This is a genomic window from Billgrantia hypersalina (assembly GCF_052584175.1).
In genome coordinates this window covers 676,204-692,022 of record NZ_JBMIQI010000018.1, presented here as the reverse complement: position 1 = coordinate 692,022, position 15,819 = coordinate 676,204, and the positions used below count along the sequence as shown (strand labels likewise).

Genomic DNA, 15,819 nt, shown 5'->3' with positions numbered 1-15,819 from the left:
GCTTGTGCTTCACGAACAGCTGAAATGCAAGCCCCGGCGCTGGGCCGGGGCGGAGGGGCGTTGCAGTTGAGAGTGGTCTTCAGGCGGCGTTGTGGAGTAGAACCTTCGACTTGTCGGTGGCGAATTCGTCGTACTCGAAGTCGTCCACGCTGAGCAGTTCGAGCACCTTGGCTTCGAAGTCGCGCATGAACGCGGCGTCCTCCTCGCTCACCAGTCCTTTCTCCCGCGCCGCCTCCAGGCGCACCTCGGTGTGCAGCGCCTGTCGCGGCAGCTCGCCCTTGGCATAGGCCTTGTTGATGGTGCGGTAGAGCGCCTCGGCGCGGTCATAGTCGGCCAGCAGGGCGTTGTAGTGGGCCAGCGGATTGTCCTTGACGCCGTCGTCGTCTAGCCAGGCCGCCGCGAGCAGCTTGGTGCGCAGCGGGGTGTCGCGCGACACGGCCTGGGCGATCTCACGAGTCAGCCGGTCGGCGGGGCGCTTCCAGCGGCGACCCAGCGGCATCGTCACGGCACGCAGCACGCCGGCCAGTGCCCGGTTGGGGAGGTTGTCGAACAGCTCGTCGAAAGCCTGCTCGGCGCGCTGGAGCAAGTGCGTGCAGCTGTAGTGGAGCAGGGCGGCTTCGCCTTCGACCTTGTCTCCCTCCTGCCAGTGCTTGAGCACCATCGAGGCGAGATAGAGGTTGGAGAGGACGTCGCCCAGGCGTGCCGAAATCATCTCGCGCTGCTTGAGGGTGGCGCCGAGGCTGGCCATGGCGGCATCGGCGCACAAGCTGAAGCCGGCCGACAGGCGTGCCATGTCGCGAGCATAGGGGGCCGCCACCGCATCGAAGGGAACGCTCGGCTTGCCGAAGCCGAGCCCCATGGTGAAGGCCCGCGCCGCATTGCCGAAGACCAGCGCCGCATGGCCGAAGAAGGCGCGATCGAAGGCCGGCAGGTCGTTGCTGTCCGAGGCGGCGAGCTCCTTAAGCACGAACGGATGGCAGCGGATGGCGCCCTGGCCGAAGATCATCAGGTTGCGGGTCATGATGTTGGCGCCTTCGACCGTGATCGACACGGGGTTTGCACTGTAGCCGATGCCCAGGTAGTTACGCGGCCCCAGGGTGACCGCCTTGCCGCCGTGAATGTCCATGGCGTCGGAAAGGGCGATGCGCTGGAACTCGGTGAGCTGGCTCTTGAGGATCGCCGAGGGCACCGCCGGCTTTTCGCCGCGATCGATGGTATTGGCGGTCTGGTAGACCGCCGCCTGAGAGATGTAGCCCAGCGCGGCCAGGCGTGCGAGCGGCTCCTGCACGCCTTCCATCTCTGCCACCGGCACGTTGAACTGGCGGCGAATGCGGGCGAAGCCGCCGGTCCAGCCCAGCGCATAGCGTGAGGTGCCGCTGGCGCCGGAGGGCAGGGTGATGCAGCGTCCGATGGAGAGGCACTCCACCAGCATGCGCCAGCCCTGGCCGATCATCTCGGTGCCACCGATGATGGTATCCAGTGGCACGAAGACGTCCTTGCCCTTGATCGGGCCGTTGAGAAAGGGGCTGCCGATGGGGTGATGGCGGCGTCCGATCTCCATGCCCTGGGTATTGCGCGGCACCAGCGCCAGGGTGATGCCCCGATCTTCCTCCTCGCCCAGCAGGTGGTCGGGGTCGAACAGACGGAAAGCCAGGCCCACCACCGTCGCGATGGGTGCCAGGGTGATCCAGCGTTTCTCGAAGTTGAGGCGCAGGCCCAGCACCTCCTCGCCGTCGATCTCCTCCTTGCACACAATGCCGGTGTCGGGCAGCGAGGTGGCGTCACTGCCGGCACGCGGACCGGTGAGACCAAAGCAGGGAATCTCGCGGCCGTCGGCCAGGCGCGGCAGGTAGTGCTCCTTCTGCACCTGGGTGCCGTACTTGAGCAACAGTTCGCCCGGTCCCAGGGAGTTGGGTACACCCACGGTGACCATCAGCGTCTCGCTGATGGAGAGCTTCTGCAGCACCAGCGACTGCGCCTTGGCCGAAAACCCGAGGCCGCCGTACTCCTTGGGGATGATCATGCCGAAGAAGCCTTCCTGCTTCAGGTACTGCCATAGTTCCTCGGGCAGGTCGGCGCGCTCCTTGGCGATCTCCCAGGCGTTGCACATGCCGGCGGCTACGCTGCACTGATGCTCGATGAAGGCACGCTCCTCCTCGCTCAGGCCGTCATCGTGGTAGCTCATCAGCGTGTTCCACTGCGGCCGGCCCGAGAACAGCTCGCCGTCCCAGGCCACGGTGCCGGCTTCCAGCGCGATGCGCTCGGTATCCGACACCTTGGGCGAGACGCGCTTGAACATGGCGAACAGGCGTGGCGTGAGCCAGCGAATGCGCAGAGCCGGCAGGCCGGCCACGGCCACGCCGGCCGCACCGAGTAGCAGCAGTACGCCAAGCACGGGAGAGCCGAGCAGCAGCCCCGCCAGGCCAAGCAGACCAAGCAAGGCGAGGGTCGGCACGGCGCCGGCCTCGCGCCGCATGACCACCAGTAGGCCGACGACGGTGAGGATAATGAGAAACAGCGTGAGCATGAGTCAGCGCTCCCTTGTTCATGTTTAGAACGTTCGTTTGAATGTGTGTCAGCCTAGCCGATCTCAGGATGGCTGGCCAGCCCTGCGACGTTACCAATGACAGCGCCCTGCTCGTAGGCAGGGCGCTGTATGGTAGGGCGTGAAGGTGCTCAGGTCAGGCGACGCTGGGGCTCGCTGCGAGCCGGTGTGTCGCCGGCAACGAAATAGGGGGCATCGGAGGGTGGCAGCGGCTCACGGCCGCGTATGCGATCGGCGATCTTCTCGGCCAGCATGATGGTCGGCGCGTTGAGGTTGCCGGTGGGTATCACCGGGAACAGCGAGGCGTCCACCACGCGCAGCCCCTCGAGGCCGTGTACGCGACCCTGGCCGTCGACCACCGCATCGTCGCCCTCGCCCATGCGGCAGCTGCCGCAGGGATGGTAGGCGGTCTCTGCGTGTGCGCGCACGAAGGCATCCAGCTCCTCGTCGGACTGGACGTCCGGCCCCGGCGAGATCTCGCGGCCGCGATACGGATCCATCGCGGGCTGGGCGATGATCTCGCGGGTCAGCCGAATACCGTCGCGGAACTCCTGCCAGTCCTTCGCCTTGGACATGTAGTTGAACAGGATGCTGGGCGCCGCCTTGGGGTCGCGTGAGGTCAGGCGTATCCTGCCGCGGCTCTCGGAACGCATCGAGCCCACGTGGGCCTGGAATCCGTGCGCCTGCACTGCGCTCTTGCCGTTGTAGCTGATGGCGATGGGCAGGAAGTGGTACTGCAGGTTGGGCCAGGGTTCTTCATCGTGAGTACGGATGAAGGCGCACGACTCGAACTGGTTGCTGGCCCCGATACCGGTGCCGCGCAGCAGCCATTCGGCACCGATCTTCGGCTGGTTGAACCATTTCAGCGCCGGATAGAGGGTGATCGGCTGCTTGCATTCGTACTGGATGTACATCTCCAGATGGTCCTGCAGGTTCTCGCCGACGCCGGGCAGGTCATGCACCACGGGAATGTCGAACTCGCGCAGATGTACGGGATTGCCCACGCCCGAGCGCAGCAGAATCTGTGGCGAGGCGATGGCGCCGGCGCACAGCAGTACCTCGCGGCGGGCGCGTACCCGATGGGCCTGGCCGCGTCGCAGGTAGTGCACGCCAACGGCGCGCTTGCCTTCGAATTCGATCACGTCCGTGGTGGCGTGGGTCTCGATGGTGAGATTGTCGCGTTGCCTGGCCTGGTCGAGATAGCCGCGGGCGGTGGAGGCGCGACGCCCCTTGGGCGTGACGAAGCGGTCCATGGGCCCGAAGCCCTCCTGCCGGTAGCCGTTGACGTCCTCGGTCTCGGCGTAGCCGGCCTCGACGCCGGCATCGACGAAGGCGCGGTAGAGCTCGTTGTTGCCCTCCTTGGGCGTGGCCACGCTGACGGGGCCATCGCCGCCGTGATAGGCATTGGGGCCGATATCGCGGCATTCGGACTTCTTGAAATAGGGCAGGCAGTCGGTATAACGCCAGTCCGAGAGGCCGGCTCTGCTGGCCCAGTTGTCATAGTCCAGCGCGTTGCCGCGGATGTAGCACATGCCATTGATCAACGACGAGCCGCCGAGCCCCTTGCCACGGCCGCATTCCATGCGGCGGCCGTTCATGTGCGGCTCCGGGTCGGTCTCGAAGGCCCAGTTGTAGCGCTTGCCCTGCAGCGGGTAGGCCAGGGCGGCAGGCATCTGGGTGCGGAAGTCGAAGCGGTAGTCGGGCCCGCCCGCCTCTAGCAGCAGCACGCTGACGTCGGCGTCCTCGGTGAGGCGGGTGGCCAGCACGTTGCCGGCGGAACCGGCACCGATGATGACGTAATCGAATTCACGAATCTGGGACATGCGATCTCCCAAGGCTAACGGGGGGCTGCGCAGCCTAGCCGCGGCTGATCCGCAGACAGGTCTACGAGGAGGCGCTGTGAATCCATCCCTGGACGCTACCGATGCCATCCTGGCATCGGACCCCCCCTACGACCTGTCCCCGGCGCCGCTCATCTCGGTGGCAGAAAACTCACGGATTGTGGCTCGAGGTCCGGCCTAGGGCTCAAAACACCGACTCGAAAGGCCCCATTTCCACCTGCACCGACTTGGTCTGGGTGTAGTGGGCCAGGGTCTCGATGCCGTTCTCGCGGCCGACGCCGGACTGCTTGTAGCCGCCTACCGGCATCTCCGCCGGCGACTCGCCCCAGGTGTTGATCCAGCAGATGCCGGCCTCGAGACGATGGATGGTGCGGTGCGCGCGGGCGAGGTTCTCGGTGAACACCCCGGCGGCGAGGCCGTAGTGGGTGTCGTTGGCGCGCCGGATAAGCTCCGCTTCGTCGTCGAAGACGAGGATCGACATCACCGGACCGAAGATCTCCTCGCGGACGTTGCGCATGTCGTCGTGACAATCGGTGAACACCGTGGCAGGAGCCCAGGCGCCGTGGGCGAAGTCGCCATCGGTGAGCGGCTCGCCGCCGACCAGGACGCGTGCGCCGTCCTGCTTGCCGTACTCGATGTAGGCGAGCACCTTGGCCTGGTGCTCGAAGCTCACCAGCGGCCCGTAGTTGACGCTGGGATCGAGCGGGTCGCCGGCGCGGATGCGCGCAACGCGCTCGACGATCTTCTCTTCGAAGGCGGTCTTGACCGAGCGCTCGACGAAAACCCGCGTACCGTTGGTACAGATCTGACCGCTCGAGTAGAAGTTGGCCATCATCGCGGCGTCGGCGGCGCGATCCAGGTCGGCGTCGGCAAACACGATCAGCGGTGACTTGCCGCCGAGTTCCATGGTCACGTCCTTGAGGGTCGAGCCGCCGGCAGCCGCCATCACCTTCTTGCCGGTACCGACCTCACCGGTGAACGACACCTTGGCGATGCCTTCGTGCTCGGTCAGCATCTGTCCGACGCGACCGTCACCGTGCACGACGTTGAACACCCCGTCGGGCAGCCCGGCTTCGGTGAAGATCTCGGCCAGCTTCATGGCGGTCAGCGGCGTGACCTCGCTGGGCTTGAACACCACGGCGTTGCCGGCCGCCAGCGCCGGCGCCGCTTTCCAGCAGGCGATCTGAATGGGGTAGTTCCATGCGCCAATGGCGCCGATCACGCCCAGCGGCTCGCGGCGGGTGTAGACAAAGGAGGATTCGCGCAAGGGGATCTGCGCGCCCTCGATGGCCGGAGCGAGGCCGGCATAGTACTCGAGTGCATCGGCACCGGTGACGATGTCCACCGCGGCGGTTTCGCTGATCGGCTTGCCGGTGTTGCGCGTCTCGAGCGCGGCCAGCTCGTCGTTGCGCTCGCGCAACAGCGCCACGGCGCGCTGCAGGATGCGTCCGCGCTGCATGCCGGTCATGGCCGCCCAGTGGCGCTGGCCTTCACGGGCCGTGGCAACGGCATGATCGACATCGGCCGGGCTGGCCTGGTCGACCTTGGCCAACAGGCTGCCGTCGAAGGGGTTGAGAACGTCGAAGGTCTCGCCGGAGGTCGCCGGTTGACGGCGGCCCGCGATGTAAAGGGTCTCGGTGTTGCAAGCTGTCATGCTGTCTCCTTGGGAAACGCAGGGAGGCTTTCGTAATCGGCCAGCAATTGGTCGAGGTAGGCATGAGCCAGGCGACGGGGCAGTTCGCACTCCAGCCCATCGGGGCTCAGGGTGCCCCGAAGCCACAGGCCGTCGATCATCGCCGCCAGTCCGCGGGCGGCGTCGCGAGCCTTGTCGCGGGGCATCAGACGACGGAACTGGAAGCAAAGGTTGGAGAACAGGCGCTGGTCGTTGACGTGCTGCAGTCGCTGCAACTGCGGCCTGTGCATGCTGCTGGCCCAGAAGGCAAGCCAGGTCTTGGCCGCTGGCCCCGAGATCTGGCTACGGTCGAAGTTGCCGTCGATGATGGCGCCGAGATGGTCGCGCGGCGAGTCGGTGGCCAGCTTGCGACGGCGCTCGGCAACCGCCTGGCCCAGGTCGGTGAGGATCTGGCGCATGGTCGCCTCGAGCAGGCCGTCCTTGCCACCGAAATAGTGGCTGATGATCCCGGCCGATACGCCGGCATGGCGAGCGATCCGCAGCACCGTGGCGTCCGCCAGGCCGACTTCGTCGATGGCGGTCATGGTGGCCTGGATGAGCTGGCTGCGCCGGATCGGCTCCATACCTGTCTTGGGCACCCTGGGTTCTCCTGACGCGGGTAACGATTTGCAACCACGGCCTTGCGTAGTTACCTTTAGGTTAGCTTGGCATTTTTTCATTGAACGTTCAATCAATAAAAAGTCACTGCCGTGGTGCTTCATCCGGCCAGGATCTTTTCACAGCAAGAGGACATCCTATGAACAAGACGACCGTCATGCACTCCACCGCACTGGGGCTTGGCATGCTCGCCTTTGGGCTTGCGGCTCCGTCCATTGCCGACGAGCCGGAGAGTTGTGGCACGATACGCTTTGCCGAGGTGGGTTGGACCGACATCACGGCCACGACAGCGATGGCCCGAGAAGTACTCGAGGCGCTGGGCTATGACACGCGGGTCGATACGGTCTCCGTACCCATAGCCTACTCGGGCATGCGCAATGGCGATTTTGATATCTTCCTGGGCAATTGGATGCCCTCCATGGCGTCGATCAGCGACCCGTACATCGAACGAGGTGAGGTCGACCGCCTGTCGGCCAACCTGGAGGGCGCCAAGTACACCCTGGCGGTACCGCAATACGTCCATGACACGGGTATCACCTCGGTAGCCGACCTCGCCGACCATGCCGATCGGTTCGAGTCCAGCATTCATGGCATCGAGGCGGGCAACGACGGTAACGAGCTGATCCAGCAAATGATCGATGACGATGCCTTCGGCCTGGGCGACTGGGAGCTGATCGATTCCAGCGAAGCCGGCATGCTGGCCGAACTGCGCGCCCGGGTGCCTCGGGAAGAGTGGATGGTCTTTCTCGGCTGGGAACCGCATCCGATGAACACCTCCTTCGATATCGCTTACCTGGAAGATGCCGACGACTATTTCGGTCCCGACCTGGGCGGCGCCACGGTCTACACCAATACCCGTGCCGGCTTCACCGAAGCGTGTCAAAACGTCGGCGCTCTGTTGGAGAACCTCACCTTTACCCTGGAGATGGAAAACCGTCTGATGGACGAAATCATGAACGAGGGCGCCGACCCGCGCGAAGCCGCCCGGGACTATCTCCAGGAAAATCCCGATGTGCTCGACGACTGGCTGGAAGGGGTCAGTACGCGCACAGGCGAGCCCGGCACCGAAGCCGTCAAGGCGGAGCTAGACATCGATGCCTGAATACCCTTGCCAAGGCAGCGGGGGGCGGGCATAATCCTGCCCCATCCCGCCGCGCCAGTGTACGCGTGGTGAGAAAAGGCTACGTAGCTCAGCCGGTTAGAGCACATCACTCATAATGATGGGGTCCCCTGTTCGAATCAGGGCGTAGCCACCAGATCGCGTACGACGCCCGTGTGACTTCGGTTACATGGGCGTCGTGCTTATGGTCGACACGACAGTCACTGCAACGGGCCCGGCAAGATCCGCCCTTGACCTTATGTGGCCGATCCGTATACTACGCACCGTGTTCAGGGCCATTCCCGGATAGCTCAGTCGGTAGAGCAAGTGACTGTTAATCACTGGGTCGCAGGTTCGAGTCCTGCTCCGGGAGCCAATGAACACCGCTGATCCTGACGCTCGTCATTCCTCGATAGCTCAGTTGGTAGAGCAAGTGACTGTTAATCACTGGGTCGCAGGTTCGAGTCCTGCTCGAGGAGCCATCAGCTTATCTTCAGGGAAGCCCTCGCCTCCCGGCCGTATCGTTCCCGGATAGCTCAGTCGGTAGAGCAAGTGACTGTTAATCACTGGGTCGCAGGTTCGAGTCCTGCTCCGGGAGCCAGTGTCCTAACTTTCCCCTTCAAGTCATAGCACAGCCCTCGTCCGAGCGTTGACTCTCGTTAAGCGATCGCGGCGTCGTCTGCCGTATACTCGTTTGGGCACAATGGCGCGGGAGAGGGCGGATGCGCAGGGCTTTGATAGGGGGCTTGTTGCTCTTTTGCCTGATCGGTACGGGGCATGCACTCGACAAGCCCGAAGGGAAGGTGATCCTGACCATCAGCGGCAGCATCACCGAGGCCAACGCACACGGTGAAGCCCTTTTCGACCGTCAGATGCTCGAGTCGCTGGAGCAGCGTACGACGCAGACCCATACCCCGTGGCACGACGGTCAGGTTACCTTTACGGGCCCTCTAGGGCGTGACGTGCTGGAAGCCGTGGGGGCACAGGGTAGCATGCTGCGGGTGACGGCGCTCAATGGCTACGGTGCCAACGTGCCGGTCGCCGATTTCATGGAGCATGACGTGATACTGGCGATGACCCTCGACGGCGCTCCCCTGAGAGTGCGTGACCAGGGGCCCCTGTTCATCATCTATCCCTTCGACGATTTCCCAGAACTGCTCACCGAGAAGGTCATGACGCGCTCGGTCTGGCAGGTAGTGCGTATCGATGTCCTCCCAGAGTGATGGCCGGCCATGTCCAGGTTGAAGGGCAGTCTTGCCCTGCGTTATCGAATCGCAGCCTTCGCGGCGGTGTTGCTGTTCTGTTCGGCGCTGCTGACCGTGAAGATCATCTATGACCGCCAGCAGCAGATCGAGCACAGGATGCTCGAGGATCTCACCTGGTCCGCCTACCAGTTCGACCGTGAAGTCAACGAGATGCGGCTGGCGCTGTCGGGATGGCAGGAGGCCGGCCTCGATGCCGTGCTGCTGCGCTATGAAATATTGTTCAGCCGTGCCGATCTGTTTGGCCGGGGAGAGCTCAAGCAGACGCTGACGCAACAGCCCCTGGGGGAGCCGCTGGAACAGGCTATCGGTGCGGTTCGGGAACTCGACCCGCTCATGTCGGCACTGGCAGGCGACCACCGGCTGCTCGACCAGGTCCTCCACCAGGACCTGTCGCAGCGGTTGTCTATGCTGCAGGAACTCACCTCACGACTATTGCTCGATATCAATGCGCATGTCGCGAGGATGCGAACCCAGGAGCGCGACAACCTCTGGCACCTCTACAAGGTGTTGCTGGCATTGATCGTGCTGTTGATGGTGGCCGGATCCGTCCTGGTGGTGTCGCTGATCCAGGAGGGCAGGGCCAATCGCCAGCGGCGCGACTTGCTCGAGGTGCAGGCGCGCGATCTCGATGCCGCGGTCCAGCGAGCGGAGCATGCCAGCCAGGCCAAGTCCGAGTTCATGGCAGTGATGAGCCACGAGATACGCACGCCGCTCAATGGCGTGGTCGGGGTCGCCGAACTGCTCGCCTATGAGCCGCTCACCGTTCGGGGGACTCAGCTTCTGGAAACCTTGAACGACAGCCTCGTGACGCTGAAGTCGGTCATCAATGACGTCATCGACTATACCAAGTACGATGCCGGTGCGCTGGATATCGATCCCCAGCCGTTTCACCTGGAAGAGTTCGTGGCCCAGCTGAGCCGACATTACCGGCTGCTGAGCGAAGGGCAGGGAATCGCCTTCGTCGTGAGCGTGGACGAGGCTCTGCCAACCTGGCTGCTGGGCGACACCACACGCATCGGACAGGTCCTCATGAACCTGCTCAACAATGCCTTCAAGTTCACTAGCACGGGGGAAGTGCGACTGTCGGTTCGCGCTGCCGGGGACGACACGCTCTGCTTGAGCGTGGAAGACACCGGGTGCGGCATTCCCGAGCAGAGCCAGACACTGATTTTCAAGCCTTTCACCCAGGCGGACAGTACCATCGCCCGGCGCTATGGCGGCTCGGGGCTGGGGCTGGCCATTTGCGAGCGCCTGGTCAAGGCCATGCAGGGACGGATCGACGTTGAGAGCCAGGAGGGGGTGGGCAGTTGCTTTCACGTATCCCTGCCGTTGTGTGAGCCGACCCCGATTGCCATTGAATGCCATGCGAGGGCGCGACAGGAGTCGGCCACGAAGCTACCCAGAGGGCAGGTTCTCATCGTTGAGGACCAGCCGGCCAACCGCGAACTGGCCAGGGCCATGCTCGAGCGGCTGGGTCAGACCGTCAGGGTAGCAGCCGACGGCCTGGCCGGGATCGAGGAGATGGCAAGCCACCGGTTCGACCTCGTGCTGATGGACATGCAGATGCCGACGCTCGATGGGTTGGAAACCACGCGCCGATGGCGTCGGCGGGATGGGTCCGGTTACCCCCCTATCGTAGCTTTGACGGCCAATGCGACTCCCTCGGCAAGGCAACGTTGCCTGGAGGCCGGCATGGACGATGTGCTCTGCAAGCCTTACACGCGCCAGGAGCTGCAGCGCGTGCTGCAACAGTGGTCGCTGGCGAGTCGTCGACGCGAGACGGAGGACGCAGTCTGCGCCACGGTGCAGTCAGGCGGGGAGCCTTCCATCGCCGGGTATTCTTCACGCGAAGCGGGGGGAGCGATTGACCCCACGATCCTGGCCGCGCTGCGCGATGCTCTCGATGAAGCGGCATTGCGCAACCTGGTCCAGCGCTTTGTCGAGAGGCTGAAGGAGGATGGCGAGACCTTGCTCCTCTGCCTTCGCCAGGAGAACCGTACGGGGGTCCGTGAAACCGCGCACTCCTTGAAGGGGGCATCGGCTTCCATGGGCTGTACGGACCTTGCGCAAGCGTCAGCCAAGCTCGAGCTCATGGCGGACGAGACGGAGCTGGACATCCTCGAAGCGGCAGTGAAACGCTTGATCCATCTTGGTCACAGGGCAGAGGCAGCCTTTGCCCTGCTGGGTTATCCCCGGACTGAGGGTGCGTCGAACACTAGCGCGTGAGCGCGAGCTTATCGGCGGTGGCCACGACGAAGTCGACCAGCCGTTTCGCCTCCATGGGTCTTGCCAGCCAGAACCCCTGGATCTCCTCGATATCGAGAGCTTCCAGATAATCGCGCTGGCGCTGAGTCTCCACGCCTTCGGCAATGGTCCTGAATCCCAGTCCTTGGCCGAGCGTAGTCAACGAGCGGACAATCGCGCGGCTGGCGCGATCCTCGGTAATGCGGTTGGTGAAGCTGCGATCGATCTTCAGCGTGTCGATGGGGAAGCGCAACAGATAGCTATATGAGGAGTGGCCTGTCCCGAAGTCGTCGATGGCAATGGAGAACCCCAGATCCTTCAGTTCCTGCAGAATAGCCAGGGTCTGCTCGGGATGGCCCATGGCCGCACTCTCGGTAATTTCCAGTTCGAGCTGCTTGGGCAACAGCCGATGGGCATTCACATGAGCCATGATGCGCTGAGTGAAACCTGGCTCGTTGAACTGCACGGCTGACAGGTTGATGCTCATGCGCAGGTGCAAGCCGGCTCGGTTCCACTCGGCGAGCTGACGGCAGGCGTCCCGGATGACCCAGTCACCGACTTCGACGATAAGCCCCGTTTCTTCCAAAAGCGGAATGAATTCAACGGGCGAAACCACCCCGCGATCTTCATGACGCCAGCGCAACAACGCCTCCACTCCGCTGATATGCCCATCTGAGAGATGCTGCTGCGGCTGGTAGACGAGGAAGAATTCTTGCTTTTGTAGCGCCTGTTGGAGATGCGCCTCGAGGCTCAATGCTCCGATATCGCAGCGGCCCAGGATCTCATGCTTGAACAGCAGTCGCTGATGGCCTGTCTGGGAGCGGGCGAGCCGCTGTGCTTGCAAGGCAGCGCCCAGTAGCGCCTCGGCATCCTGCGCATCCTCGGGAAACACGCTGCCGCCGGCAGTGAAGTCGATGAAGACTTCTTCCCCGGCAATCTGCTGGGCTTGCGCCAGGGGCGGTAGCCACTGCTGACAAAGCTGCCGCGGGTCCATCGACCCCAAGAGCGGAATGGCGATGCCAAACGTATCGGCTTCCAGGCGCCCGATGAGGGCACGGCCCGGCATGTGCTGCGTCAAGCGGCGCGCAAAGAGCATCAGGGCCTGGTCACCGGCGCGTATCCCCAACGCTTCGTTGATTCGATGCAGGCGGCAGATATTGAGCACCGCAACCAGCCAGCGGGTCTCACCCGCCTGGCCCAGACGCTCGGCAAGCAAGCTGAGGAAACAGTGCCGCTTGGGCAGTCCGGTCAGCTCATCATGAGCTGCCAGGTAGAGGGCCTTGTCCTCGAACGCCCGTAATGACGTGACATCCTGAAAAGCTCCCACCAGCTGCTGCTCGTGGCTCTGGTCGACACTTTGCAGGCGCAGGGTGCGCTCTTGGCAGCCTTTGCCGATGGTGAGCTCCAGGTCGAGCCCTTCGCGGTTCTGGCTGGCGACACTGAGGGCGGTTTCCAGGTGCGGCCGCGCCTTGGAATCCGCCAAGGCAACCAGTTCATCGATAGTAGCGGGCAAGGTTGGCCAGCCCAGCATCTCGGCAGCTTCCTCCGACCATGTCAGACTGCCGCTCTGGATATCGAGATGCCAGAAGCCCAGGCGCGCCAGCTTGCAGGCGCTGGCCTGCTCCAGTTGAGCTTCACGCAGGGCTCTCTCGCGCTCGGCACCGCTCAGCGCGTAGCGTACCCGTTCGGCGAGGAGCGGGAGATTGATCGGCTTGGTCAGGAAGTCGGTGGCGCCAGCCTCAAAGGCATCGTTGATGGAACCGACGTCGTCGCTTCCGGTCAGCATCAGCAGGGGCACGTGCAGACCCTTTCGACCGACCTGGCCGCTTCGGAGGGCGCGCAGCGTATCGAAGCCGTTGAGTCCTGGCATGCTGACGTCCACCAGCACGAGGTCGGGAGCGTGTCGTGCGAACGCCTCAAGGCCCTGCTGGCCATCGGCCGCGAGCACCACCCGATAATTCTTGCGCTTAAGGCCCGATTCAATCAGCAGCCGGATGGTGGGGTCATCGTCAATAACCAGCACGCTGTCGCCCGTTCCGGCCTTGCCGTGGGAGGCGCCGCGTTTCTCGGCGTCATGCGTGGTATCGGTGGATGGGTTCAGCCCGCTCGGATCATTCACAAGAAGCCCTCCACTCAAGCGAGCGCATGATGGCCTGCGCTACGGGCCGGTATGCCTCGCTATCGAGTCGTTACCGGTTACCTCATGGTCGAGCAAAAGCGAGGCGCCGACAAATGGCCTCGTTAACGAAGCCGTCAACTTTACTTGGCCTGAGAGGTAAGGGGGCGATCCAGTGCGACCGCTTAATGTGCGGTCCGGCCGGCAGGGGAGGGCACCCAGTCGAGGTTCGTCGCACTGGATGCCCGGCGGCAGGGCAACGCTGCCGGAAACGGCTCGTTCAGAAGCGGCCGGCCAGGCGCCGTTCGGTGAGTTCGGCATAGTCGGCGAGGATGGCGGCCGCCTCGGTCACCTGCACGCGTTCCACCGGCTCGTCTTCGTCGTTTTCGGCCTCGGCTTCCTCTGTGCCCGTCAGGTCGGCGCGTGCATCGACCAGTTCGTCAAGCGGTTCCAACCCCAGTGCCCTGCGACGTCGATTCTCCAGATCAAGCTGCTCGGCGTCGCGGGCCTCTACCTCACGCTGGCGCTGGTCCCGGTCGAGGCTCACACTGGTGTGCTCCTCACGCATGCGGCGTGCCAGTTCGACCCGCTCCTTCAGGTAGATAAAGTTGGGGTGCGAATCGACCCGCTCGCGATGCCGGGACCGCAGCGTTTCGAGGTACTCCCAGGGTTCGCCGTAGTGACGGTACTGCACGGCTTGCACGGTGTCCCATTCGAGCGCGTTGTCCAAACTGCTTTCGCCGATTCGCTCAGGGTCGACCAGGTCGGGAAAGAGAATGTCGGGCTCGACGCCGCGGTGCTGCGTGCTCTCGCCCGAGATACGGTAGAACTTGGCTCGGGTCAGTTTGATCTGGCCATGGCTCAGGTCGTTCAGGGTCTGCACGGTGCCCTTGCCGAAGGTGGCGCTGCCCAATACCAGGCCGCGGCCATAGTCCTGGATGGCGCCGGCGAAGATCTCCGAGGCCGAGGCCGAGAGCCGGTTGACCAGCACGGCCAGCGGGCCGTCGTAGAGGGTGCCGGTTTCGGTATCCCCGTAAAGGCTGATCCGTCCGCGAGCATCCCGCACCTGTACGGTCGGGCCGCGGTCGATGAACAGGCCGAGCAGGGAGTTGGCTTCCTGCAGGGCGCCGCCACCGTTGTTGCGCAGGTCGAGCATGAGGCCGTCGATGCCTTCCCCTTTCAGCCGTTCGACTTCGCGCGCGACGTCACGCGTGGTGCTGCGAAACTCCTCGGCACCGGCTTGCCAGGCATCGAAGTCGACATAAAAGGTGGGAATGGTGATCACGCCGATACGCTGCTTGCCGTCGTCGCGCTCCACTTCGACGATCTCGCCCTTCGCTGCTTGCTCTTCGAGATCCACGGTGTCTCGGGTGATCTCGACGCTATGCGAGCGGGTCATGTCCACGGCTTCCGCCGGCACGACCTCGAGGCGCACGAGGGTGCCCTTGGGGCCGCGGATCAGGTCGACCACTTCGTCCAGCCGCATGCCGACCACGTTGACGACTTCGTCCTCGTCCTCCTGGCCCACGCCGACGATGCGGTCGGCGGGTTCCAGCACCCCGGCGCGATCCGCGGGGCCTCCCGGCACCAGGCTGGTCACCTTCACGTACTCGCCGTCGGACTGCAGCATGGCACCGATACCCTCCAGCGACAGCCGCATCTGGATATCGAAGGATTCGCCCTGGCGAGGAGAAAGGTATTCGGTATGCGGGTCGATGCTGCTGGTCACCGCTGCCATGAACAGGCCGAAGACGTCCTCGCCATTCGTCTGGCGCAGCCGCGAGAGCTGGCCCTCGTAGCGCTGACGCAGGTTGTTTTCCACTTGCTCGTCGTCCTGGCCGCTGATGTCCAGGGTGAGGGCGTCATTCTTCAGCCGCCGGCTCCAGAGCTCCTCCAGTTCGGCTTCGCTTTCTGCCCAGGGAACCTCGCGACGGTCCAGATCCAGACGCTTGTCGGTTTCATAGGAAAACTCGAGACCTTCGTCGAGGGCGTCGAGCAACCATTCGAAGCGCGCCTCGGCGCGGTCGTGGTAGCGCTGGTAAAGCTGGTAGGCGGGAGCCAGTTCGCCTTCGAAGAGCATGTCGTCGATACGCGCCTCGAGATGGCGGAATTCCTCCACGTCGCTCTCGAGCAGGAAGGCGCGCTGGCCGTCGAGCACTTCGAGGTAGCGCTCGAACGCCCGGCGCGACCAGGCGTCGTCGAGGGCGGTTTCGGCATAATGGCCGTAGCGCAGCGACTCGGCCACCTCCAGGGCGGCCTGCCGCTGATCGTCGCTGGGCTGGATCTGGGCGAGCGCCAGTTGAGCGCACGACAGTAGCGGCACCAGCGACAGGATCGCGGTGCGCCGAAGAACGGCTAACAGGCTCATCAATGAAGCACCCCTGGTTTCGTGTACACTTCCTTCCCTAGACAAGCGTAT

At 64.1% G+C, this 15,819-nt stretch carries 9 protein-coding genes and 4 tRNA genes; 7 read left to right on the top strand and 6 right to left on the bottom strand.

The window, feature by feature from the left end:
- Positions 1-79 precede the first annotated feature (79 nt).
- The 4 genes from ACOJCM_RS17730 to betI form a co-directional block, all read right to left on the bottom strand.
- On the bottom strand, positions 80-2,527 hold the full coding sequence (locus ACOJCM_RS17730; RefSeq protein WP_445213381.1) for an acyl-CoA dehydrogenase: 2,448 nt from the start codon (positions 2,525-2,527) through the stop codon (positions 80-82).
- Positions 2,528-2,676: 149 nt separating this feature from the next.
- A complete protein-coding gene (betA, locus tag ACOJCM_RS17725; protein ID WP_445213380.1) occupies positions 2,677-4,368 on the bottom strand; it encodes a choline dehydrogenase in 1,692 nt (563 codons plus the stop codon).
- Positions 4,369-4,570: 202 nt separating this feature from the next.
- The gene (gene betB, locus ACOJCM_RS17720) at positions 4,571-6,040 is read right to left on the bottom strand and encodes a betaine-aldehyde dehydrogenase (RefSeq protein ID WP_445213379.1); all 1,470 of its coding nucleotides are present in this window, start codon (positions 6,038-6,040) and stop codon (positions 4,571-4,573) included.
- Positions 6,037-6,657: a transcriptional regulator BetI gene (gene betI / locus ACOJCM_RS17715; RefSeq protein ID WP_445213378.1), complete on the bottom strand. Its 621-nt coding sequence runs from the start codon at positions 6,655-6,657 to the stop codon at positions 6,037-6,039. Before betI ends, betB begins: the two co-directional genes overlap by 4 nt.
- Positions 6,658-6,815: 158 nt before the next feature.
- Between betI and ACOJCM_RS17710 the strand changes: the two genes are divergently transcribed.
- The 7 genes from ACOJCM_RS17710 to ACOJCM_RS17680 all read left to right on the top strand — a co-directional run bounded on the left by ACOJCM_RS17710 (position 6,816) and on the right by ACOJCM_RS17680 (position 11,266).
- Positions 6,816-7,778, top strand: a complete 963-nt coding sequence (locus tag ACOJCM_RS17710; protein WP_445213377.1) for a choline ABC transporter substrate-binding protein — start codon at positions 6,816-6,818, stop codon at positions 7,776-7,778.
- Positions 7,779-7,855: 77 nt separating this feature from the next.
- Positions 7,856-7,932: transfer RNA gene (locus ACOJCM_RS17705), tRNA-Met, on the top strand.
- A gap of 143 nt (positions 7,933-8,075) precedes the next feature.
- Positions 8,076-8,151 (top strand) — tRNA-Asn (locus tag ACOJCM_RS17700).
- A 30-nt stretch (positions 8,152-8,181) separates the two neighbouring features.
- Positions 8,182-8,257, top strand: a tRNA-Asn gene (locus ACOJCM_RS17695).
- Positions 8,258-8,300: 43 nt separating this feature from the next.
- A tRNA-Asn gene (locus ACOJCM_RS17690) sits at positions 8,301-8,376 on the top strand.
- Positions 8,377-8,497: 121 nt separating this feature from the next.
- Positions 8,498-8,998 (top strand): molybdopterin-dependent oxidoreductase, encoded by a 501-nt coding sequence (locus ACOJCM_RS17685; RefSeq protein ID WP_445213376.1) that lies wholly within the window; start codon positions 8,498-8,500, stop codon positions 8,996-8,998.
- A gap of 9 nt (positions 8,999-9,007) precedes the next feature.
- Complete coding sequence (locus ACOJCM_RS17680; protein ID WP_445213375.1) at positions 9,008-11,266, top strand: ATP-binding protein; 2,259 nt, start codon at positions 9,008-9,010, stop codon at positions 11,264-11,266.
- On the opposite strand, the gene ACOJCM_RS17675 is transcribed toward ACOJCM_RS17680, so the two are convergent.
- Together ACOJCM_RS17675 and ACOJCM_RS17670 are read right to left on the bottom strand one after the other, a co-directional pair.
- A complete protein-coding gene (locus ACOJCM_RS17675; protein WP_445213374.1) occupies positions 11,256-13,403 on the bottom strand; it encodes a putative bifunctional diguanylate cyclase/phosphodiesterase in 2,148 nt (715 codons plus the stop codon). The genes ACOJCM_RS17680 and ACOJCM_RS17675 overlap by 11 nt on opposite strands.
- A 277-nt stretch (positions 13,404-13,680) precedes the next feature.
- Positions 13,681-15,768, bottom strand: a complete 2,088-nt coding sequence (locus tag ACOJCM_RS17670) for a carboxy terminal-processing peptidase (RefSeq protein WP_445213373.1) — start codon at positions 15,766-15,768, stop codon at positions 13,681-13,683.
- Positions 15,769-15,819: the final 51 nt, after the last annotated feature.